Here is a 20,335-nt window from a genome sequence, read left to right on the forward strand (position 1 = left end):
CCGTCGCCATCGTCCGCGAACCGCTGACCGCGAATCCTGTGACGCAGACGGCGTGCCCGCGCGCAGTGTGCCGGATCGCACAGTCCACACACGGATCGCTTTCCGCGTTGTTCACCGCGCCGCGATGCAGGCTTAAAGGCAATCGGCTGAGATGAAGCCGAGCGACATACCTGCGTCGACCGATGAAGGACCGACACCGTGACAGCACTGCAGAATTGGATCAACCAGAGCCCCAATGGTTCTGCGATTGCCGCGCCCGTGAAGGCGGGTGCGTGCCGCGCGCTGTCCGCCATGCGCCGCGGCCGCTCCGCACAGACGGTCAGCGGCCCACGCCTCATGCCGCGCGGTGCGGAGCGCTGCTGACAACACACCGCCGCATGATCTGATCGCTGCCCGGCGGAGTCAGCGCCGACAGTCAGCACCACCCGGACATCGAGGACCCTGGCCCTGGGCACCGCCCGGCACGACCACGTCGTCGAGTTCGGCGAAGGGCGCCGAATCGCTTGGTGCCCTCCGGCGCGGTGACGGACGGCCCGGTACGGTCACCGCATGGCTCTCCCCCCAGTAGGAAGCAACAGCGCGGCCATCGTGACCGGGGCGTCGTCGGGTATCGGCGAAGAGATCGCCACGATCCTGGCCAAGCGCGGCTACCACATCGTCCTGGTTGCCCGTAGCGCCGATCGGCTCGAGGCGCTCGCCAGGAAGCTGGGGTCCAAGGCGCATCCGCTGCCGGCCGACCTCTCACAGCGCAGCGACCGTGCCGATCTGCCGGACCGGGTGGGTGAACTCGGACTTACTGCCGACATCCTGATCAACAACGCCGGCTTGTCCACGCTGGGGGTGGTCGCGAAGTCTGATCCGGAGAAGGAACTCAACCTGGTCGAGGTCGACGTGGCGGCCGTGGTCGACTTGTGCAGCAGGTTCCTGCCCGCAATGGTGGGCCGGCATCGTGGCGCGATCTTGAATGTGGCGTCGGTGGCCGCGTTCGGCCCGCTACCCGGCCAGGCCGCCTACGGGGCGGCCAAGGCATTCGTGTTGTCCTACACGCACAGTCTGCGGGGCGAGCTGAAGGGCACCGGCGTCTCGGTGACGGCGCTGTGCCCGGGGCCGGTGGACACCGGTTTCGGCGAGGCGGCGGGCTTCTCCAAAGAGGAGGCCGACGCCGCGTTGCCGCGGGTGATGTGGATTCCCGCCGACCGGGTCGCACAGGCCGGGATCGACGGCCTGGCTGCCGGCAAGGCCGTCGTCGTCCCCGGGCTGGCCAACCGAATCTCCGCCGGACTATTCCGGGTTGCGCCGCCCGAGTGGATGCTGCCGCTGCTGACCCGCAGTCACCCAGCCATGAGGAACAACTGAGCTTCCGCGGCTATCCCGCGCAGTCTCCGGCCAACTCCGCGCGCCACAGGTCGTCTCGGGCCCTGGCCACGCGCGAGCGGATGGTGCCGACGGGACACCCGCAGACCTCCGCCGCTTCGGCGTAGGAGAGTCCGAGAACCTGTGTGACGATCAGCGCTTCGCGGCGCTTGGGATCCAGTCCGTCCAGCAGCAGGCGGATCTCCACCAGATTCTCGATCCGGCTGGCACGACGGCCCTGCCCGAGCGCCTCGTCGAGATCGGTCACCTGGGCGGAGCGCGGTCTGCGCGTTTTGTAGCGGATGTCATCGACGACGACACGACGGGCGATCGACAACAGCCAGGTCCGAGCGGACGAACGCCCGGTGAATCCGGGCAACGAACCGATGGCCCGCAAGAATGTCTCCTGGGTCAGGTCGTCCGCACTGCCCGGGTCAGCGAGATAAGCCACCATCCGCCAGACGTCGCGCTGAGTGCGCCGGATGAATTCCGACAGCGCCGCCCGGTCACCCCGGCCCGCGGAGGTGGCGAGATCGGTAATTTGGTCATCGTCACTGCCCGGGTCCACGGGTTTTGAGCGTAGGCCATGCGTGTGCGAACAACGCAGGGAACTCGTGAACCGGCTGGGACGACTTGTCTAGAGACGAGTTCGCAGGAGGCGAGAATTCACGTGACAGCGGCAACAACTGACGCACCCTCGGAGGTGCGGCGGGTACAACTCGACATCTCGGGGATGTCCTGCATGGCCTGCGCCCACAAGGTGAAATCAACCCTCAACAAGCTGCCCGGCGTGCGCGCCTCGGTCAACTTCTCGACTCGGGTGGCGACGCTGGAGCTCAGCCGGGACATCACCACCGACGATCTCTGCGCGGCGGTGGAGCGTGCCGGCTATGAGGCTGTGCCGCACGTTGGCGGCAGCGGTGACGGAGCCGACGATCCCGACGCCGATCACGCCCGCTATCTCCTGGTCCGGCTGGCGGTCGCCGCCGTGTTCTTCGTTCCGCTGGCGCACCTCTCGGTGATGTTCGCCGTGGTGCCCAGCTCCCGGTTCACCGGCTGGAGCTGGGTGCTCACGTTGCTGGCGCTGCCGGTGGTCGTCTGGGCGGCGTGGCCTTTCCACCGTGTCGCGCTGCGCAACGCGATGCACGGTGGCGCGTCGATGGAGACCCTGATTTCGGTCGGTATCTCCGCCGCCACGGTGTGGTCTCTTCACACGGTCTTCGGCGCCCGGCAAGGCGCCGCACACCATGGTGTCTGGCAGGCACTGCTCGGAAGTGACGCCATCTACTTCGAGGTGGCGGCGGGTGTCACGGTGTTCGTGCTGGCCGGGCGGTATTTTGAGGCGCGGGCCAAGTCGCGGGCCGGTGGCGCGCTGCGGGCGCTGGCCGCCTTGAGCGCCAAAGATGTCGCGGTGCTGCAGTCCGACGGGTCCGAACTGGTGATCCCGGCGGACCAGCTCAAAGAACAGCAGCGCTTCGTCGTACGTCCCGGGCAGACCATCGCCGCCGACGGCCTGGTGGTCGACGGTCAGGCGGCGGTCGACGTGAGCGCGATGACCGGCGAGGCCAAGCCGGTGAAGGTGCACCCGGGCGCGCAGGTGATCGGCGGCACCGTGGTGCTTGACAGCAGGCTGATCGTGGAGGCCGCCGCGGTAGGCGCCGATACCCAGTTCGCCGGCATGGTCCGTCTTGTCGAGGAAGCGCAGGTACAGAAGGCCGACGCGCAGCGATTGGCCGATCGCATCGCGTCGGTCTTCGTGCCGTGCGTCTTTGCCATCGCGGGCCTGACCGCCGCCGGATGGTTGCTGGCCGGGGCCGCGCCCGAGCGGGCCTTCTCGGCCGCACTGGCGGTGCTGGTCATCGCCTGCCCGTGCGCGCTCGGTCTGGCCACCCCGACCGCGATGCTGGTGGCCTGCGGTCGTGGGGCTCAGCTGGGCATATTCCTCAAGGGCTACCAGACTCTGGAAGCCACCCGCGCCGTCGACACCGTCGTGTTCGACAAAACCGGCACGCTGACAACGGGCACGTTGACGGTCAGCGCGGTGACGGCAGCGCCCGACTGGGACAGCGAGGAGGTGCTGGCGTTGGCGGCGGCGGTGGAAGCGGGATCCGAGCACGCCGTCGGTCTCACCATCGCCGCGGCCGCTCCGCGGCGGGATTCGGTCGTCGACTTTCGCGCGGCGCCGGGGCGCGGAGTCAGCGGCACCGTGAACGGGAGGGTGGTGCGGGTCGGAAAACCCTCTTGGATCAATGGGCAGGGTCGCTCGACAGCGCTTACCGATGCCCGCCGCAAAGCTGAATCGCGTGGCGAGACAGCGGTATTCGTGGAAGTTGACGGTACGGCGTGCGCCGTCATCGCAGTGGCCGACGCCGTGAAGGACTCAGCACAGCACGCCGTTGCGGCACTGCACGATCGCGGTCTGCGAACCGTGTTGCTGACCGGTGACAACCCGACATCGGCGGCCGCGGTGGCGGCGCGGGTCGGTATCGACGAAGTGATCGCCGACGTCTTGCCCGAAGGCAAGGTCGACGTGATCGAGCAGCTGCGGGACCGCGGTCATGTGGTGGCAATGGTCGGCGACGGCATCAACGACGGTCCGGCCCTGGCGCGCGCCGATCTCGGCATGGCCATGGGCCGCGGCACCGATGTCGCGATCGGGGCCGCTGACATCATCCTGGTGAGGGACAACCTCGATGTGGTGCCCCTGGCGCTCGGCCTGGCCGACGCGGCGATGCGCACAATCAAGGTCAACATGGTGTGGGCCTTCGGCTACAACATCGCGGCGATCCCGATCGCCGCCGCGGGGTTGCTCAACCCGCTGGTGGCGGGCGCGGCGATGGCGTTCTCCTCGTTCTTCGTGGTGTCAAACAGCCTGCGGCTGCGTAACTTCGGACGCTGACCGCTGGTCAGGCCGCCGAGCCGTCGGTGGGCCACAAATGGCCACGGCGACGCCCGCGGGAGGAGTTGTCCGGCAACACGATGTCCGGTTCGGACGCTTGCGGTGCCGGCCCGGGCGCCGGGGTGGTCCGCCACACCATGGTTGTCAGGACCGCGCCGATGGCCACCGGCAGGTGGGTCAGGATCCGGTCGGTGGTGACGGCACCCGAGGCGGCGTCCAGGCCGACGAAAACAGCCAATACCGCGATGAACGCGGTCAGCACAGCCGCCAGACCCGCGGATGCAGCGGGCCGCAGTGCGGCGAGCACCATGATCGCGCCGAGGGCGGCGGACCACGACGTGGACTCGTGCAGCAGATGGTTCGTGCCGTCCATCGCGGGGCTCAGGCCCACATCAAGTCCCAGGCCCTGCGCGACGGCCAGGCCGACCTGCGCGACCCCGACGACCAGCAGCGCCCAACGCTGCCAGCTCAGCCGCAAGGGCCGTGGCGGCGGCGCGGTCTGCTGGATTCCGAACGGACCGACCGGTGCGATCACCGGCCTGGACTCGACCAGCCGACGCAGCTCGCGCGCCTGACGACCCACCTGGTCATACCAGTCGCGACAAGCAGCGCACTCGTCCAGGTGTTGATCGACCCGGGCCGAGGGCACGGGCTCGCGCTCCCCGTCGAGCCGGGCCGACAGCGCTTCGCGCGCCACCTCGCAATCCATGCCTTAATAGTCGCGCACTACCCGCGATTTGTTCCCGGATGCCACCGAGTCCCGGTATCAACCGAACTCGACGAGGGTGGTGGGTACGCGGAATCTTTCGAGGGCGCCGAATCGGTAGATCATCGCGACAAGCTTCGGCAGCACTCTGCCGCGGCCGGATGGCGCCGGCAACTCGTGCACCGCCCGGACGCCCGGGATGGCAAGCAGTTCGGCGTACCGGTTGGCGGTCAACCAGAAAGGCATCGGCGGCGCGGTGTAGAACTCGCTGAGGCGGAAGCCGCGTCGCCGCGAATACACACTGAGCAGCCACGGGATGCTGTCGAAGACCAGCTGGCCGCCGGGGAATCGCTGAGCGCAGGCCGCTATCAAGTCGTACACCGTGGCCCGCTCGAAATACTGGAACAGACCTTCGGCGGTGATCAGCACACCGTTGTCGTCGTCCACCTGATCCATCCACGAGTAGTCCAGAGCCGACTGGGCGCAGTAGCGCAACCGCTCCGATGCCGGCAGCAGCTGCCGGCGTATCTGCACGATCGGCTCGAGATCCACAGACAGCCAGCTGAGTTCACCATTGTCGACGCGCCAGAAGCTGGTTTGCAGACCTTCGGCCAGCGCGACGACGGTGGCCCGCGGATGAGTGGTCAGGAACGCACGCACCGCGTTGTCGAAGGCAAGTGCCCGCAGGGCCGTGGCCTGATGGGTGCGGCCGAAGTGGTGATAGTCGTAGTCAATGCGGTCGCGCAACGCGATCGCCATCGGATCGTCGATGATGCCGTCCGGCCGGGCGGCCTCGGCGGCTCGCTGATACAGCGTGAGCAGTGCGGTCTCAGATATCCCGCCGAGGTGACGGGCGTCGAGGACTGACATAGCTCAGACAGTACTGATGACGCATCACGCAGAGCCGCAGCCGCCGGGGCGGGGGGAACTTTCCCGGTACCTACGACGACTACCAGACGGCGAGAAAAAGCACTGTCGCGTTTATGCCGGCGTTCATCTCCCGGGTAACCGATCCCTGAGTCAGGAGGTAGGAATCTGACCAGCCCGGTGTGGATGGCCATCCCTCCGGAGGTGCATGCTGCCCTGCTGCACGCCGGACAGGGTCCGGGATCCTTGCTGGCCGCTGCGGCCCAGTGGCGCGAAGTCGGCGATCAATACCGTGCCGTCGCCGCCGAGCTGCGTGGCTTGCTCGCCGATGTGCTGGCCGGAACCTGGCAGGGTAGCAGCGCAGCGGAATATGTGGCCGCGCACGGTCCCTACCTGCTGTGGCTCGAACGCTCCGCCGTCGACAGTGCGAGGGCCGCTTCGCAGCACGAAACGGCCGCCGCCGCATACACCAGTGCCGTCGCCACCATGCCCACATTGCCGGAACTGGCCGCCAATCACGCCGCTCACGGGGTGTTGGTCGCTACCAACTTCTTCGGCGTCAACACCATCCCCATCGCTGTCAACGAGGCCGACTACGTCCGGATGTGGGTTCAGGCCGCCGACACCATGGCCGCCTACCAGGCCGTCACCGCGGTCGCCGTAGCGGCCATGCCGCCGGCCCAGCCGGCGCCGCCCATCCGCACGAGAGGTTCCGAGGCTCAAAGCATCCCGTCGGCAGAGTCGATCACCATCGCGCAGCTGATCAAGGATCTGGAGAACCTGATCACCAACCCGTACCAGTTTTTTCTCGACTTCTTCCGGCAACTCGGTTTCGGCCCCGCCGCCACGGTCGCCCTGGCGGTGATCGCATTGTTACTGTACGACGTTCTGTGGTACCCGTACTACGCCTCGTACTCTCTGCTGCTGCTGCCGTTCTTCACACCGGCCTTGAGTGCCCTGAGCGCACTGCGACTGTTGGCCCCACTCTTGAACGGTGCGACGGCGGGCGAACCGCCACCGCTGGCGTCCGCGCCCGGCGCGGTCAGTAACCCGAATCCCAGCCCGCACATGGTTGTGGCGCCGGGCATTTCGGCCGCACCGGCTTCAGGTCCGCAGGCCGGCAATCCCGCACCGGGCGCCACCACTTCAACCCCGGCCGCCAGCGCGCCCCCGGCACCGGCCGTCAGTTACGCCGTGCCCGGCCTGGCGCCACCCGCCGTCGGCTTCGGTCCCACGAGTGACGTCAGGGCCCGGCACAGCGTCGCTGACACGATCGCCGCTCCGGCTGCGACACGGGTCGCCTCGGACCGAACCCGGGACCGCCGCGTGCGCCGTGCGAAGGTCGGTGTGCGCGGCTACCGCGACGAATTTCTCGAAGCGCCCGTCACCATGGACTACTCTCCCGACGAATTCGACGAGGAGCCTTGGGGCACAACGGAAAGCAGTCACGGCTCCGGCTCTCTCGGGTTCACCGGCACCGCACCGCGGAGGCTTGCTACGCCGGCCGGACTGGCCCAGCTGCCCGCCCACGGCACGAGCAGCAACGTCCCACTGCTTCCCGCCACCTGGCCGACCGAAGTCACGCCGGAACGCTGATGACCCGAACTTCCCGGCCCGGGCTTCCAAGGATTACGCAAGAGACAGGCAAGCGGCTGCTGACACCGTCGGTTTATCTCAAGCCGGGCCGCGACGCGATACGGCGACATCGTTCGAAAATTCATTCAAGGGGGTTGGTCCATCACGGCTGAGGATGCCGATGACGTGTTTATGTGCCGCCTCCCGCGGGTCGGCATGAACCCATCTACCAAATCAGGAAAGACAACCAATGACACTCAATGTTAAAGGCGAGGGACTGGGTGCTCAGGTCACCGGACTGGATCCGGCAAACCTGGACAACTTATCCACCGACGAGATCCGCGAGATCGTTTACACCAATAAACTCGTTGTTCTCAAAGATGTCCATCCGTCGCCGAAGCAATTCATCGAGCTTGGCAGGATTGTCGGCGAGATCGTCCCGTATTACGAGCCGGTTTATCATCACAAAGACCATCCGGAGATCTTCGTTTCCTCCACCGAGGAAGGCCAGGGAGTTCCCAAGACGGGTGCGTTCTGGCACATCGACTACATGTTCATGCCCGAGCCGTTCGCGTTCTCCATGGTGTTACCGCTGACGGTGCCCGGACATGACCGCGGCACCTACTTCATCGACCTGACCAGGGTCTGGGAGTCGCTGCCGGAGGCCAAGCGTGATCCGGTTCGCGGCACGTTCAGCACCCACGATCCCCGCCGTCACATCAAGATTCGCCCGGGCGACGTTTACCGGCCCATCGGGGAAGTGTGGGACGAGATCAACCGGACCACGCCTCCGATCAAATGGCCCACGGTGATCAGGCACCCGCACACGGGACAGGAGATTCTCTACATCTGCGCGACCGGCACCACCAAGATCGAGGACGAAGACGGAAATGTGCTCGACCCGGCGGTGCTCCGGGAACTCATGGAGGCGACCGGTCAACTCGACACCGAATACCGATCGCCGTTCATTCACACTCAGCACTACGAAGTTGGCGACATCATTCTGTGGGACAACCGTGCTCTTATGCACCGCGCAAAGCACGGCACTGCCGCAGGTCATTTGACCACCCACCGGCTGACCATGTTGGACGGCCTCATCACACCAGGATATCCAGTATGAGTACGATCACGGTTTCCCGTTCCACCCAGCACCGTGCGGAATTCACCGACATCACCGACACCGCTCCCATCGAGGAGAATTTGCTCGTCAAAGTCCTCGATCCGTACTCCTACAAAGGGTGCCGCTATCTCATCGATGCAAGTTACAAAGCCGCCCCCGATTCGGTGCTCGCGTACGGAAATTTCAGCATCAGTGAGCCCGCCTATATCCGCAGCACGGGACACTTCAACGCGGCGGAATTGATCCTGTGCTTCAACCAGCTTGCCTACACCGCGTTCGCGCCGGCGATCCTCAACGAGGAGATCCCGGTGCTGCGGGGCTGGTCGATTTCCGATTATTTCGACCATCAGCTCCCCAGTATGTTGATCAAGAACACGGCGTCCCGATTCAAGCGGATGATTCACGCCCAGAAGTTCTCTGCGCGCTTGCTGTGCCGGGACTTCGAAGTGATCGAGCGACGCCTGCGCTACCTGTCGATCAAGTGCGCCATCGAATTCTGGGACGAGTATGGCGGGGCAGCCTCTGGTGAAGTCGAGCTGGCTGCCCTCAACATTCCCTGACGCTGCAATGGAAGGCACCCGAAAGCTTATGTCTCACTTACCATCTACCGTCTTGGCCCGGGTCTTCGAACAAGCGCGGCGGCGGCCCCGGGCAATTGCCCTGCGCCGCTGCGACGGCCGGAGCACGCTGCGATACTCCCGACTTGTCGCCGAAGTGAACGGACTGGCCGCTACCCTGCGTGCGCAATCGGTTTCACCGGGATCGCGGATACTCGTCCTGTCGGACAACGGACCCGAGACATACCTGGCGGTGCTGGCCTGCGCGAAACTCGGGGCAATCGCGGTGATGGCCGACGGAAATCTGCCGTCGGCCACCATCGACCGCTTCGGGCAGATCACCTCTCCCAGCGCGATTCTCATCACCCCCGGAAGCAGGATCGACTCATCGGCTCTGCCGCAAGGTCTGCGATCCCTGCCGGTCGCCATGATCGACCTGAACGCCGCGGCTGCGGGCACCGATGCAGACGATCCTTACCATTGCCCGGATCGCGGGGCGGATGACCCGCTGGCAATGATCTTCACCAGCGGTACGACCGGTGAGCCGAAGGCAGTGCTGCTGGCGAACCGCACCTTCTACGCCGTGCAGGACATCCTGCGGGACACCGGCCTGAACTGGGTCAGCTGGGTGGACGGCGAGACCACCTATTCGCCGCTGCCGGCAACCCACATCGGTGGACTGTGGTGGATCCTTACCTGCCTGATGCGCGGCGGCACATGCATCACCGGCGGGGAGAACACCACCTCGCTGCTGGAAATCCTCAACGGAAACGCGGTCGCGACAACCTGCGTCGTCCCGACGCTCCTGTCGAAACTGGTTGCCGAGCTGAGGTCTTCGCGAGTGGGGGTGCCCTCGCTGCGGCTGCTCGGGTACGGTGGCTCGCGGGCGACCGCGGTCGACGTGCGATTCATCGAAGCAATAGGGGTCCGCACCGCCCAGGTCTACGGGTTGAGTGAAACCGGTTGCACTGCTTTGTGTCTGCCCACCGATGAAGGCTCGATCGCCCGGATCGAGGCCGGCGCCGTGGGACGACCCTACCCGGGAGTGCAGGTATACCTGGCGGGTCCGGGTGATCCGGTCCCGGCGGACGCGGGTGCCGGCACTTCCGCTTCGTTCGGCACCCTCTGGATCAAGTCGCCGGCAAACATGCTGGGGTATTGGAACAATGCCGAGAAAACCCGGGAAGTTCTGGTGGACGGCTGGGTCGACACCGGCGACCTACTGGAACGCCACGAGGACGGCTTCTTCTACATCAAGGGAAGATCGTCGGAGATGTTCATCTCCGGCGGAGTGAACATCGCACCCGACGAGGTGGACCGGATCGCCGAAGGCACACCGGGCGTCCGCGAGGCCGCGTGCTACGAGATCCCGGATTCGGAGTTCGGGTCCCTGGTGGGTCTTGCCGTCGTCCCGTCGACGGACTTGGACGAGCCGTCGGCCAGGAAGCTCAAGCAGGCGATCGCCGCCCGCTTCCGGCAGCAGTCCGAGTCGATGGCGCGGCCCTCAACGATCGTGCTGGTGGCTGAGATTCCGCGTACCCAGTCCGGAAAGGTGATGCGGGCCTCGCTGGCGGCGTCGGTGAGCGCCGGCAAAACCGAAGTGGCCGTTCATGGCTGAGATGATCAGGCGGCACGTTCTCGCCGCCGTCTGCGACGTGTTGTACATCGACGAATCGGATCTTCTGGACGGTGATGACACCGATCTGCGCGATCTCGGGCTGGATTCGGTGCGGTTCGTGCTGCTGATGAAGAAGCTCGACGTGAATCGAGAATCCGACATGCCGGCCCGCCTCGCGGAAAACCTGTCGATCGCGGGATGGGTGCGGGAGCTGGAGGGTCAATGTGAGCGCGCCTGACACCTGGGTCGATCAAGTTCCGCTGAGCAGGTCGCAACAGAACCTGTACAACGGCGTGCTGCAGGACGGCGATCCGTCGTTGTACGTGATCGGTAAGGGATACCGCTTCCGTCCGCTGCGGCTGCCGCGATTCCTGGCGGCCCTGGAAGCCGCTGTCTGCGAGAACCCGGTGCAGCTTTGCGTGCTGCAGACCCCGGCAACCGAAGCCGAGTATCCGTGCCTGGTGCCGCGGCTGCAGTTCGGCGACATCGTGCGGGTGCGCTCCGGCGACCAAAATCAGACACAGCGCAGCGATTTCGAGCTGCAGGGCACCTGGTCCTGCGGCATCCTCGAAACCGCGTTGGTGCGGTACACGGTGTGGACGGACGAGAGCGGCGACGTGTCCGGCCTGGACGTGCACGCGCACCACATCGTCGTCGACGGTGGCGCCACCGGGATCGTCGAAGCCGATCTGGCACGCCATCTCACCGCGGATCACGCCAGCCACCTGCCGCGCTTGCCCGCGGGTTTGGCGAAGGTGGCCGAAGCGCACCGCCGTGAGACGGCCAAGGTTGACGAGTCGATACGGCGGGCCGGCGCTGCCATCCAGCGTGAACTCGAAGAAGCAGCGCGGATGGGCGGCCATGGCCCGAGTCCGCAGCGGGTTGCAGGATCAGCCGCCAAGGGAGTCCTGAGGGAATCCGCCGCGGTCTGCGGTGCCGCCTTCGACGCGCTGCTGCGCTTGTCGGAGGAGCAGCAGGTCCCGCTCAACGTGCTGGTGGCAGCGGCGGCGGTCGCCGTCGACGCAAGCATGCGGCGCAGCACCCAAACCCTGCTCGTGCACGCGGTGGACAATCGGTTCGGCGATCCGGATCTCAACGTCGCGACCTGTCTGGTGAATTCGGTCGCGCACCCGTTCGGGTTTCCTGCGTTCGCGTCGGTGGCCGACGTCGTCCGGGCGCTCGATCGCGGCTACGTCAAGGCGGTGCGGCGCCGCTGGTTCCGCGAAGAGCATTACCGGCGAATGTATTTGGCGATCAACCGGACTTCTCACGTCGAGGCGCTGACGCTCAACTTCATCCGCGAGGCGTGCGCGCCCGGCCTTCGCCCCTTCTTGACCGCAGCACCCGAGGCAACCGACATCGGTCCCGTCGAGGGCACGACCGTGGCGAGCGTGCTGGACGAAGAGGGGCGCACCCTCAACGTGGCGATCTGGGACCGCGCGGATCTGTCCGGGCGGACGACGGGGATGGCGGTCCGGATCGCCGCGGCCCTCGAAGCGATGGTGGGGCTTTGGGAACAGCCGATGGCCAGGGCCGTCGGCGACTGGTTCGAGGTCGGCACGGACGGGACCCTCGGGCTGGGCGGTGCGGTGATCGAGGCGCCGCTGCCCGCGGCACCGGCGTGGTTCACCGGTGCCTGCGCGGGTGTCCACCAGACTCTGCTGAACCGCCCCGCGGTCCATCCGTGGGTGGCCTGGTTGATCCGGAACGGTTGCGCACCCGGTGATGTCGTCGTGCTCACCGACGACAACACCGACAACACCATCGACTGCCTCATCGCATGCCACCTCGCCGGCTGCGGATACAGCATCTGCGATAGCGGCGAGCAACTGACGCCGCGGGCCGGCGCGATCGCCGAGCATCTCCACGGGACGGCGCATGTGGTCGACGTTGCCGCCGCCCGCCTGCCGGTCGCCCACGATGACGACCTGAGCGCGCTTGTCAACGAGCGTATTCACCAAGTCGCACAGGACATCTCTCTCAGCGCGAAGACCGCCTACGTCATGCCGACCTCGGGCTCGACCGGTCCGCCGAAGCTGGTGCCCATCTCCCACGGGTCGCTGGCGCGGTTCTGTGACGCGGTCACCAGCGCCTACGGATGGGGCCCGCACGACACTGTTATCCAGTGTGCGCCGTTGACCTCTGACATCAGCGTCGAGGAGATCTTCGGTGCGGCGGTCAGCGGAGCGCAGCTGGTTCGAACCGCGTCGATGAAGTCGGGCGACTTTTGTGGGCTGGCAAGGGACGTCGTCACCACACGCGCGACGGTCGTCGACCTGCCCACCGCCGTCTGGCACCTGCTGTGTGAGGACAGCGACGCGATCGGTGCGATCCGCCGTTCGCACCTGCGGCAAATCGTCATCGGCGGGGAGGCCATCCGCCCGGCCGCCGTCGACAGGTGGATGAAATCAACTGTTGGAGAGAGTGTTTCACTGGTATCCAGTTACGGCCCCACGGAGACTACCGTGGTGGCCAGCTATCTGCCGATCGCCAGAACCAGCCCGGCCGCGACCCGGCGCCGACTCGGACGGCCGCTACTACCCCAAACGGTGTACATCGCCTTCGGTGAAGTCGTCATCGTCGGCGACCTGGTCGCCGCCGGTTATCTCGGGATGGACCACCGCAACTTCGGCACGGTGACCGCCGATGACGGTTCGCGACGCCGGGCCTTCGCCACCGCCGACCGCGTGACAATCGATGACGACGGTCGTCCGGTGTTCGCCGGACGCAAAGACGACGTCGTCAAGGTCTCCGGCAAGCGGATCGACACCGCCGAGATAGCGCGGCGGATATCGTCGGACCCTGCGGTATCCGATGTCGCAGTCGAATTGCACAACGGACGCCTGGGGGTATGGTTCCAAACCGCGCAGACCCGTGCCGCCGGAGACGACGGCGCCGCAGCCGCACGCATCCGGCACATTCTGGTGAGCTCGGCGGTGTCCTCGTATTTCGTTGTCGGCGTGCCGAATATCCCAAGAAAGCCGAACGGCAAGATCGACGGTGACAGCCTGCGCACGGTGCCGCAATTCATGGGTACGGTGCCCGAGGAGGTTGAAACCGACGAGACAGCAGTCGGCCTCGCGAAGGTGTGGAGCCGGCACCTCGGTACGACCGTCCGGCCGGATTCCTCACTGCTGGGCGAGGGCATCGGCTCGTTGGACCTGATCAGGTTGCTACCCGACACCCGCAGATTTCTCCGACGCCAGGTGACCATCCTCGACCTGATCAGTTCCGACACCGCCGCCAACCTGGTCGCCGACCTGGCTTCGGCGCCAACGAGCCCCGATGCCTGGATGGATGCTGCCACCGCCGCCGAGATCGAACGCGATCTCGCTGGCCTGCCCACCGCGGCCGCGAGTGCGCAACTCGACTCCCCGGCCGCTGCGGGCGGGCCGGTCCTGGTGCTGGGCGCTTCGGGGATTCTGGGCACCGGGTTCGTCGGGGCGGTCCTCGACCTGAAACGATCCGGGGTTCGCTGTCCCGACGTGATCCTGGCCGCCAGGTCGCAACCGTCCGAACACCCTCTGTGGGACGCGCTTCGCGAGGTGGACGGTGTACGGGTCCAACAACTCGCCGCCGATGTCGGCCGATCGGAGCTGGACGCGCTGATCCGCGACACCGCGGCCGCAACCGTGATCAACTGCATCGGCAACACCAACGTGCTGGTTCCCTATCGCGAACTCCGCGCCGCGAACGTGGACCTGGTCTCCGCTCTCGTCGAGGTGTGCGCCCGACGCGGCGCCCGGCTGGTGCACCTGTCCTCCTTCGTCGTCAACGCCGAAGTCGACGCGCCGCAAGTCACCGATCCCCGGGCTGCGCCCTACCCGTATGCGGCAGCCAAATCACTGGCCGAACTGATCGTGGCCGGCGCACCGGATGGGCTCGACTTCACCATCGTGCGTTTGCCCCGGGTGCTCGGCGAGGACTGCCAACTGCGGGACTCCGCCGACATCCTGGTCTCGGTGGTGGATGCCTGCCTGGCGCTGGGGTCCTACCCGGCCCTCTCATTGACCGAAGAGGTCACCACCGGTCGCGCCGCCGCGGCCGCCGTCTTGCGACTGCTGCCGGAGTTGACCGGAGCAACGGAATTGGGACGAGGCATCACGGTGGCGCGGGGCGAGGCCCTGGAATACGCCTCGCTGCTGGGCGGGTTCGGGCTCGAAGAACTCGAAGTCGCACAGTGGAAGCAGCGACTCGATGACAGCGAGTGGGCCACGGGCAACCCGCGCAGGTGGTCGGTGGTGGATGCCTGGGTAAGCCTGGGCGCGAGGTTGGGAACGCGCTCCTACGGCGAGTATCTGGCCGACCACCCCACGATCGCACTCAGCGTCGAACGCGTCGAAGAACTCGCCGCGGTTTCACCATCGGTCCCTACCCTGCTGTCCGAACAATTCCAGCGGGCGTGAAGTCAGGCAGCAGACACCATCACCGCGAACATGATGGCCATGCCGGCAGCCATCATCGCCTGAACCGCGATGCCGACGCGGGTGCGCCAGACCCGGCGTCGTACCGTCAGGAAGCGATAGCCCCAGGCGAACGCCGCGAACACGAAGACGCCCGCCCAGATCCAGTTGCCGGTGGTAGTCCAGTCGTGCGAGGCGTCGTGTGGGGGCGCCGCCATGTCGGCCATGTTCACTCCGGATACAGCCGGCGCCCGGCGTTCGGTGCCGGGTGCCGGATGTCCGCCCATCGCGGCGTACATCCAGGCCATCGCCACCATCATCAGGGCGTGGTAGCCGCCGACCATACGTGCCGCGGTCGTCCGGACGGCGAGGACGGCGACGATCACGAACCACAACGCCGCGGCGAGGAAGAATTCCTTTGCCGGTGTCGGCGGGAAACCAAGTGCCTGCGGCCACGCCATCGCCGCCATCGCGATCGCCATCGTGAGATGCAGTCCATGGCTGACGATGGAGGTCCATGACTTGCGATCGATGACCAGGGCGAAGCCCAAGGCGCCGAGCAGAAAAGGCCGGTGACCAACCAGCGAAGCGGCAGATCGTCGATCATGCCGGGTGCATTTTGCCGTCGGGACCCACAGTCACCGAACATTAGGCGCTGCGGCCGGCGATGCGCTACGACGCACGGTCGTAAGCTGCAGGGGTGAACCGGGCCGACGTGGACAGAAACGGATCAAGCGCAGACGCGACTGCGCCCGGCGAAGTCGGCCGCTCGCTGCCGATAAGGACGGCGGCATTGGCCGCCGGGTTCTTGGCGATAGCCGCCGCCGTGGCTGCTTACGGACTGATTTCCGGGCCGCGTCACTACGCCGAAGCGGGCAACCCGTTTCCCGGTGACTTCGTCAGCGCCGCCCAGCCGGTGGGGTATTTCGTCGCCGTGCTGCTGGGTGCGCTGTGCCTGGGCGCGTTGCTTCTGGTGGTGATGACGGCGCGGCCGGAACCCGACGGGTTGATCGACGGGGCCGCATTCCGGATTCACCTGCTCGCCGAGTGGGTTTCGTTCGCCTGGATGTTGGCCGCCGCGGCGATGGTCGTCATCCAGGCAGCGCATGACTCCGGCGTGGGGGCGCGAGCCTTGCTGAGCAGTGGCGCGGTGTTTGACGCCGTCGGGTTCTCGGAGGTCGCTCGCGCGTGGGTGGTGGTGACCGTCTTCGCCCTGCCGATCACGGTGACACTGCGGTTGAGCAGCCGCTGGCTCAGCCATGTGGTGCTGCTCATCCCGGCCCTGATCGGCGTCGTGGCTACCGCCGTGACCGGAAACGCGGGGCAGGGGCCCAACCACGATTACGCGACCAGCGCCGCGATCGTCTTCGCCGTCGCGGTGGCCGTGTTGACCGGGCTCAAGGCGGTCTGTGCGCTGACCGGTACCACTGCCGACCGCGCCGTGCAGGTGCTGCAGGTGACCTGCGGCGGGTTGGCGCTGACGTACGGCGCGCTGTTGCTGTACCTGCTGCTTCCGGACTGGATGTTCGCGTCGGACTTCGCCCGCCTGGGACTTCTCGCTGGTGCACTGGTGACGTTGGTGTGGCTGTTCGATTGTTGGGGGTTGTCCGGCTCGGCGCCGCGGTTCACCCGCGGCAGCACTGGTGGCGCGATGGCCATGGTCGCGGCGGTGGCTGCCATGGCTGCGATGGCCGGCCAGACCGCGCCGCGATTCCTCACGCATCAGTTCACCGGCTGCGACGTGTTCCTCGGTTATGAACTGCCGCACCCACCGACCATCGCGGGTGTGCTGACGCTGTGGCGCTTCGATGGTTTCCTCGGCACGGCCGGCCTGGTTCTGGCGATCGGGTATGTGGCGGGCTATGTCCGGCTGCGTCGCAACGGCGACAAGTGGCCGGCGGGCCGACTGGTGGCCTGGCTGAGCGGTTGCCTGTCATTGATGTTCACCAGTGGCTCCGGGGTACGTGCCTACGGCTCAGCGATGTTCAGCATGCACATGGCTGAACACATGATCCTCAACATGTTCATCCCGGTGCTGCTCGTCATGGGCGGGCCGGTGACCCTGGCGCTGCGGGTGTTGCCGTCCGCCGGAAAGGGACAACCGCCCGGACCGCGCGAATGGCTCACCTGGCTGTTGCACTCCCGGGTGACGGCCTTCCTGTCCCACCCGGTCGTTGCCTTCGTGCTCTTCGTGGGCTCCCCCTACGTCGTCTATTTCACACCGCTGTTCGACACGCTGGTCCGCTATCACTGGGGCCATGAATTCATGGCGGTGCACTTCCTGCTCGTCGGATATCTCTTCTACTGGGCGATCATCGGCATCGACCCGGGGCCGCGCCGGCTGCCCTACCCGGGCCGGATCGGTCTGCTGTTCGCGGTCATGCCCTTTCACGCCTTCTTCGGTGTCGCGCTGATGACGATGGCGGCGCCGGTGGGCGAGAGGTTCTACCGGTCGGTCAGCCTGCCGTGGCTGTCGAGCATCCTCGACGACCAGCATTTGGGTGGCGGAATCGCCTGGAGCCTGACGGAGGTGCCGGTCATCATCGTGATCGTGGCGTTGGTCACCCAATGGGCCCGGCAGGACCGCAAGGTCGCGTCCCGCAGCGATCGGCACGCCGACAGCGACTATGCCGACGACGACCTTGAGGCCTACAACGCCATGCTGCGCGAGTTGGCCCGGATGCGGCGCTAACCCAGGACGGTGAAGTTACCTTCGCCGTTAAGGGCGGCCTGAACCTGCTCCCGCGTCAGCTCGACGATGGTCGAGATCGTGACCACCGAAGTTCCTTCTGTGTTCAGGTCGATGCTGACCGCGCTCACCGGCTGCAGTGCACTCAGCGCGCCGGTGATGGTTGCTACGCACCCGTCGCAGTGCAGCCCGTCCACGGAGAATGTCTGCTCGGCCATGTCGATCATCGTACCGGGGGCAACTAACCCCCCGACTGTGAATCTTGCGACGCTCAATGGGCGTGTTGCGTCGGCAAATTCACACTCGGCCGACCGGGGCGGCGGCCAAAGTTGCGTAGCCGCAGGCTGTTTGACACCACGAAGAAGGAAGAGAAAGCCATGGCGGCGCCGGCGATCAGCGGATTGAGCAGGCCCGCGGCGGCAATGGGAATCGCCGCGAGGTTGTATCCGAAGGCCCACACCATGTTCATCCGGATCGTCCGCATCGTCGCACGCGCCAGGTCCAGCGACTGCGGCACGATGCCGAGATCGTCGCGCACCAGGATGATGTCGGCCGCTCCGATCGCGACGTCGGTGCCGCGCCCGATCGCCAATCCCAGGTCAGCACAAGCCAATGCGGGACCGTCGTTGATGCCGTCACCCACCATCGCCACGGTCCGTCCTTCGGCGCGCAACCGCTCGATCGTCTCGACCTTGCCTTGCGGCAACACCTCGGCGATCACCGTCCCGATTCCGACACCGGCCGCGACGGCGTCAGCGGCGGCTTTGTTGTCGCCGGTGAGCAGGATCGTCGCCATCCCGCGCCGGTGCAGCGCGGCCACCGCCTCCGGTGCCGACTCCTTGACGGTGTCCGCGATGGCGACCGCCGCGCAGGCCGCGCCGTCGACCGCGATGAAAACTACGGTCTCGCCGCGCGACTCGCCGTCACGGCGGGCGGCGTCGAGAACGTCCTCGCCCGGCGCATCGCGGGTGACCCAGGACGGCTTGCCGACTTCGACTCGCCGGCCGTCGACGACCCCCGCTACACCTTGGCCGGCGACTGCGAAAAAGTCCTTGACCGGCAACGGGTCTGGCGCTGCGGCCACGATCGCCGTCGCGACGGCGTGTTCGGATGCGGCCTCCACGGCCGAGGCGAGGGCTAGTACCGCGTCGGCGTCCTGCCCGCCCGTCGTCGTCACCGTGGTCACACTCAGTTGCCCGGCGGTCAGGGTGCCGGTCTTGTCGAAGACGACGGTGTCGATGCCGTGCACGGTTTCCAGGGCGCGGTAGCCCTTGATGAAGATCCCCAGCTGCGCACCCCGACCGGAGGCGACCATCATCGCCGTCGGTGTCGCCAGGCCGAGCGCACACGGACACGCGATCACCAGCACGCCCAGCGTCACCGCAAAGGCATGCTCCATATCGGCTCCGGCGATCAGCCACACCACCCCTGCGATTGCGGCGATGGCGAACACCACCGGGACGAACACCGCCGAGATGCGGTCGGCCAGGCGTTGGGCGCGGGCTTTCTGGGCTTGGGCCTCCTCGACCAGCCGGACCATGGCGGCGAACTGGGTGTCGGCTCCGACGGCGGTGGCCTCGATGATCAGCCGGCCGTCGAGCACCACCGTGCCACCCACCACCGCGCCGCCCGGGACGGCGTGCACCGGCTTGGCTTCACCGGTCATGGCGCTGGTGTCGACGGCTGCGGAACCGTCGACGACCACTCCGTCCGCGGCGATGGTCTCACCCGGCCGGGTCACGAAGCGCTGACGCTTCTTGAGCTCGCCGGCCGGGATGACGAGCTCCGAGCCGTCATCGAGCAGCACCGCCACATTCCTTGCGCCGAGCGCGGCCAGGGCGCGTAGCGCTCCGCCGGCTTTGGATTTGGCGCGCGCCTCGAAGTAACGGCCGGCCAGCACGAAGACGGTGACGCCGGCCGCGACCTCGAGGTAGATCGCGTCGCTGTGCATGATCGCCTGCCAGACCCCGTGCGTCCGGCGAGGTTGCTTGGGGACGAATACCGTCGCCAGCGACCAGACGGTGGCGGCCAGGACACCGACCGAGATCAGCGTCTCCATCGACGCCGTCCGGTGCCGTGCGTTGCGCAGCGCAACCGAATGGAAAGGCCAGGCCGCCCAGGTCACGATCGGTGCGGCCAGAGCCGCCAACACCAAACCCCAACCCGGGAACCGGGCGCTGGGCACGATCGCCATCATGCTGGACAGATCGGCCAGCGGCACGAACAACACCGCGGCCACCAGCAGCCGGCGCAGCAGGCTGCGGGCGTGCCGGGCGTCGGGGTCGTCGCGCCGCGATACCGGTGACGGTGAGTCGTTGTGCGGTATCGCCTGGTAGCCGGCCTGAGCCACCGCGTCGCACAGTTCATCGACGGCGATGTCGACGCTGTCGATGGTCGCTACCCGGGTGGCGAAATTCACCGAGGCACGCACGCCGGGAATCTTGTTCAGTTTGGTTTCAACCCGGCTCGCGCAGGCGGCGCACGACATGCCGGAAACATCGAGTCGGACACGCTGCCGCTCGGAGTCCTCCACAAGCGGAGTCGCCAC

General features: G+C 66.8%; 14 protein-coding genes and 1 pseudogene. 9 read left to right on the forward strand and 6 right to left on the reverse strand.

Annotated elements, in window-relative coordinates:
• Positions 1 to 549: 549 nt before the first annotated feature.
• On the forward strand, positions 550 to 1,356 hold the full coding sequence (locus tag ACX9NE_RS01840) for an SDR family NAD(P)-dependent oxidoreductase (protein ID WP_459363053.1): 807 nt from the start codon (positions 550 to 552) through the stop codon (positions 1,354 to 1,356).
• A gap of 10 nt (positions 1,357 to 1,366) precedes the next feature.
• On the opposite strand, the gene sigC is transcribed toward ACX9NE_RS01840, so the two are convergent.
• A complete protein-coding gene (gene sigC / locus ACX9NE_RS01845) occupies positions 1,367 to 1,921 on the reverse strand; it encodes an RNA polymerase sigma factor SigC (protein WP_459363054.1) in 555 nt (184 codons plus the stop codon).
• Between the two features lie 165 nt (positions 1,922 to 2,086).
• On the opposite strand from sigC, the pseudogene ACX9NE_RS01850 reads away from it, so the two are divergent.
• Positions 2,087 to 4,310: pseudogene (locus ACX9NE_RS01850) on the forward strand (heavy metal translocating P-type ATPase); the annotation flags it as partial.
• Here ACX9NE_RS01850 and ACX9NE_RS01855 read toward each other — a convergent pair.
• A complete protein-coding gene (locus ACX9NE_RS01855; RefSeq protein WP_459363079.1) occupies positions 4,260 to 4,961 on the reverse strand; it encodes a zf-HC2 domain-containing protein in 702 nt (233 codons plus the stop codon). The pseudogene ACX9NE_RS01850 and the gene ACX9NE_RS01855 sit on opposite strands and share 51 nt — an antisense overlap.
• Before the next feature lie 57 nt (positions 4,962 to 5,018).
• A complete protein-coding gene (locus ACX9NE_RS01860) occupies positions 5,019 to 5,828 on the reverse strand; it encodes a class I SAM-dependent methyltransferase (RefSeq protein ID WP_459363080.1) in 810 nt (269 codons plus the stop codon).
• A 183-nt stretch (positions 5,829 to 6,011) separates the two neighbouring features.
• Here ACX9NE_RS01860 and ACX9NE_RS01865 point away from each other — a divergent pair, with 183 nt between their 5' ends.
• The 6 genes from ACX9NE_RS01865 (at position 6,012) to ACX9NE_RS01890 (ending at position 15,101) form a co-directional block, all read left to right on the forward strand.
• The gene (locus ACX9NE_RS01865; RefSeq protein WP_459363055.1) at positions 6,012 to 7,421 is read left to right on the forward strand and encodes a PPE domain-containing protein; all 1,410 of its coding nucleotides are present in this window, start codon (positions 6,012 to 6,014) and stop codon (positions 7,419 to 7,421) included.
• 229 nt (positions 7,422 to 7,650) lie between these two features.
• Entirely contained in the window at positions 7,651 to 8,520 is an 870-nt protein-coding gene (gene scoE / locus ACX9NE_RS01870; protein ID WP_459363056.1) for a (3R)-3-[(carboxymethyl)amino]fatty acid oxygenase/decarboxylase, read from the forward strand.
• On the forward strand, positions 8,517 to 9,080 hold the full coding sequence (locus ACX9NE_RS01875) for an FcoT family thioesterase (protein ID WP_459363057.1): 564 nt from the start codon (positions 8,517 to 8,519) through the stop codon (positions 9,078 to 9,080). Before scoE ends, ACX9NE_RS01875 begins: the two co-directional genes overlap by 4 nt.
• Positions 9,081 to 9,108: 28 nt before the next feature.
• Complete coding sequence (gene fadD10 / locus ACX9NE_RS01880) at positions 9,109 to 10,695, forward strand: fatty acid--CoA ligase FadD10 (RefSeq protein ID WP_459363058.1); 1,587 nt, start codon at positions 9,109 to 9,111, stop codon at positions 10,693 to 10,695.
• Positions 10,696 to 10,699: 4 nt separating this feature from the next.
• Entirely contained in the window at positions 10,700 to 10,933 is a 234-nt protein-coding gene (locus ACX9NE_RS01885; protein WP_459363081.1) for a phosphopantetheine-binding protein, read from the forward strand.
• Positions 10,920 to 15,101 (forward strand): AMP-binding protein, encoded by a 4,182-nt coding sequence (locus ACX9NE_RS01890; protein ID WP_459363059.1) that lies wholly within the window; start codon positions 10,920 to 10,922, stop codon positions 15,099 to 15,101. The genes ACX9NE_RS01885 and ACX9NE_RS01890 overlap by 14 nt, the downstream gene beginning before the upstream one ends.
• A gap of 2 nt (positions 15,102 to 15,103) precedes the next feature.
• Here ACX9NE_RS01890 and ACX9NE_RS01895 read toward each other — a convergent pair whose 3' ends face one another.
• Positions 15,104 to 15,649, reverse strand: coding sequence for a DUF5134 domain-containing protein (locus ACX9NE_RS01895; RefSeq protein WP_459363060.1), 546 nt, complete (start codon positions 15,647 to 15,649; stop codon positions 15,104 to 15,106).
• 221 nt (positions 15,650 to 15,870) lie between these two features.
• Between ACX9NE_RS01895 and ACX9NE_RS01900 the strand changes: the two genes are divergently transcribed.
• Entirely contained in the window at positions 15,871 to 17,790 is a 1,920-nt protein-coding gene (locus ACX9NE_RS01900) for a cytochrome c oxidase assembly protein (protein WP_459363082.1), read from the forward strand.
• Here ACX9NE_RS01900 and ACX9NE_RS01905 read toward each other — a convergent pair.
• Both ACX9NE_RS01905 and ACX9NE_RS01910 read right to left on the reverse strand, forming a co-directional pair.
• Positions 17,787 to 18,005 carry a heavy-metal-associated domain-containing protein gene (locus tag ACX9NE_RS01905; RefSeq protein WP_459363061.1) on the reverse strand — a complete coding sequence of 73 codons (219 nt, stop codon included), beginning with the start codon at positions 18,003 to 18,005 and terminating at the stop codon, positions 17,787 to 17,789. The genes ACX9NE_RS01900 and ACX9NE_RS01905 overlap by 4 nt on opposite strands.
• 53 nt (positions 18,006 to 18,058) lie before the next feature.
• Positions 18,059 to 20,335: a heavy metal translocating P-type ATPase gene (locus ACX9NE_RS01910; RefSeq protein ID WP_459363062.1), complete on the reverse strand. Its 2,277-nt coding sequence runs from the start codon at positions 20,333 to 20,335 to the stop codon at positions 18,059 to 18,061.

The organism is Mycobacterium sp. ML4, from assembly GCF_054515735.1.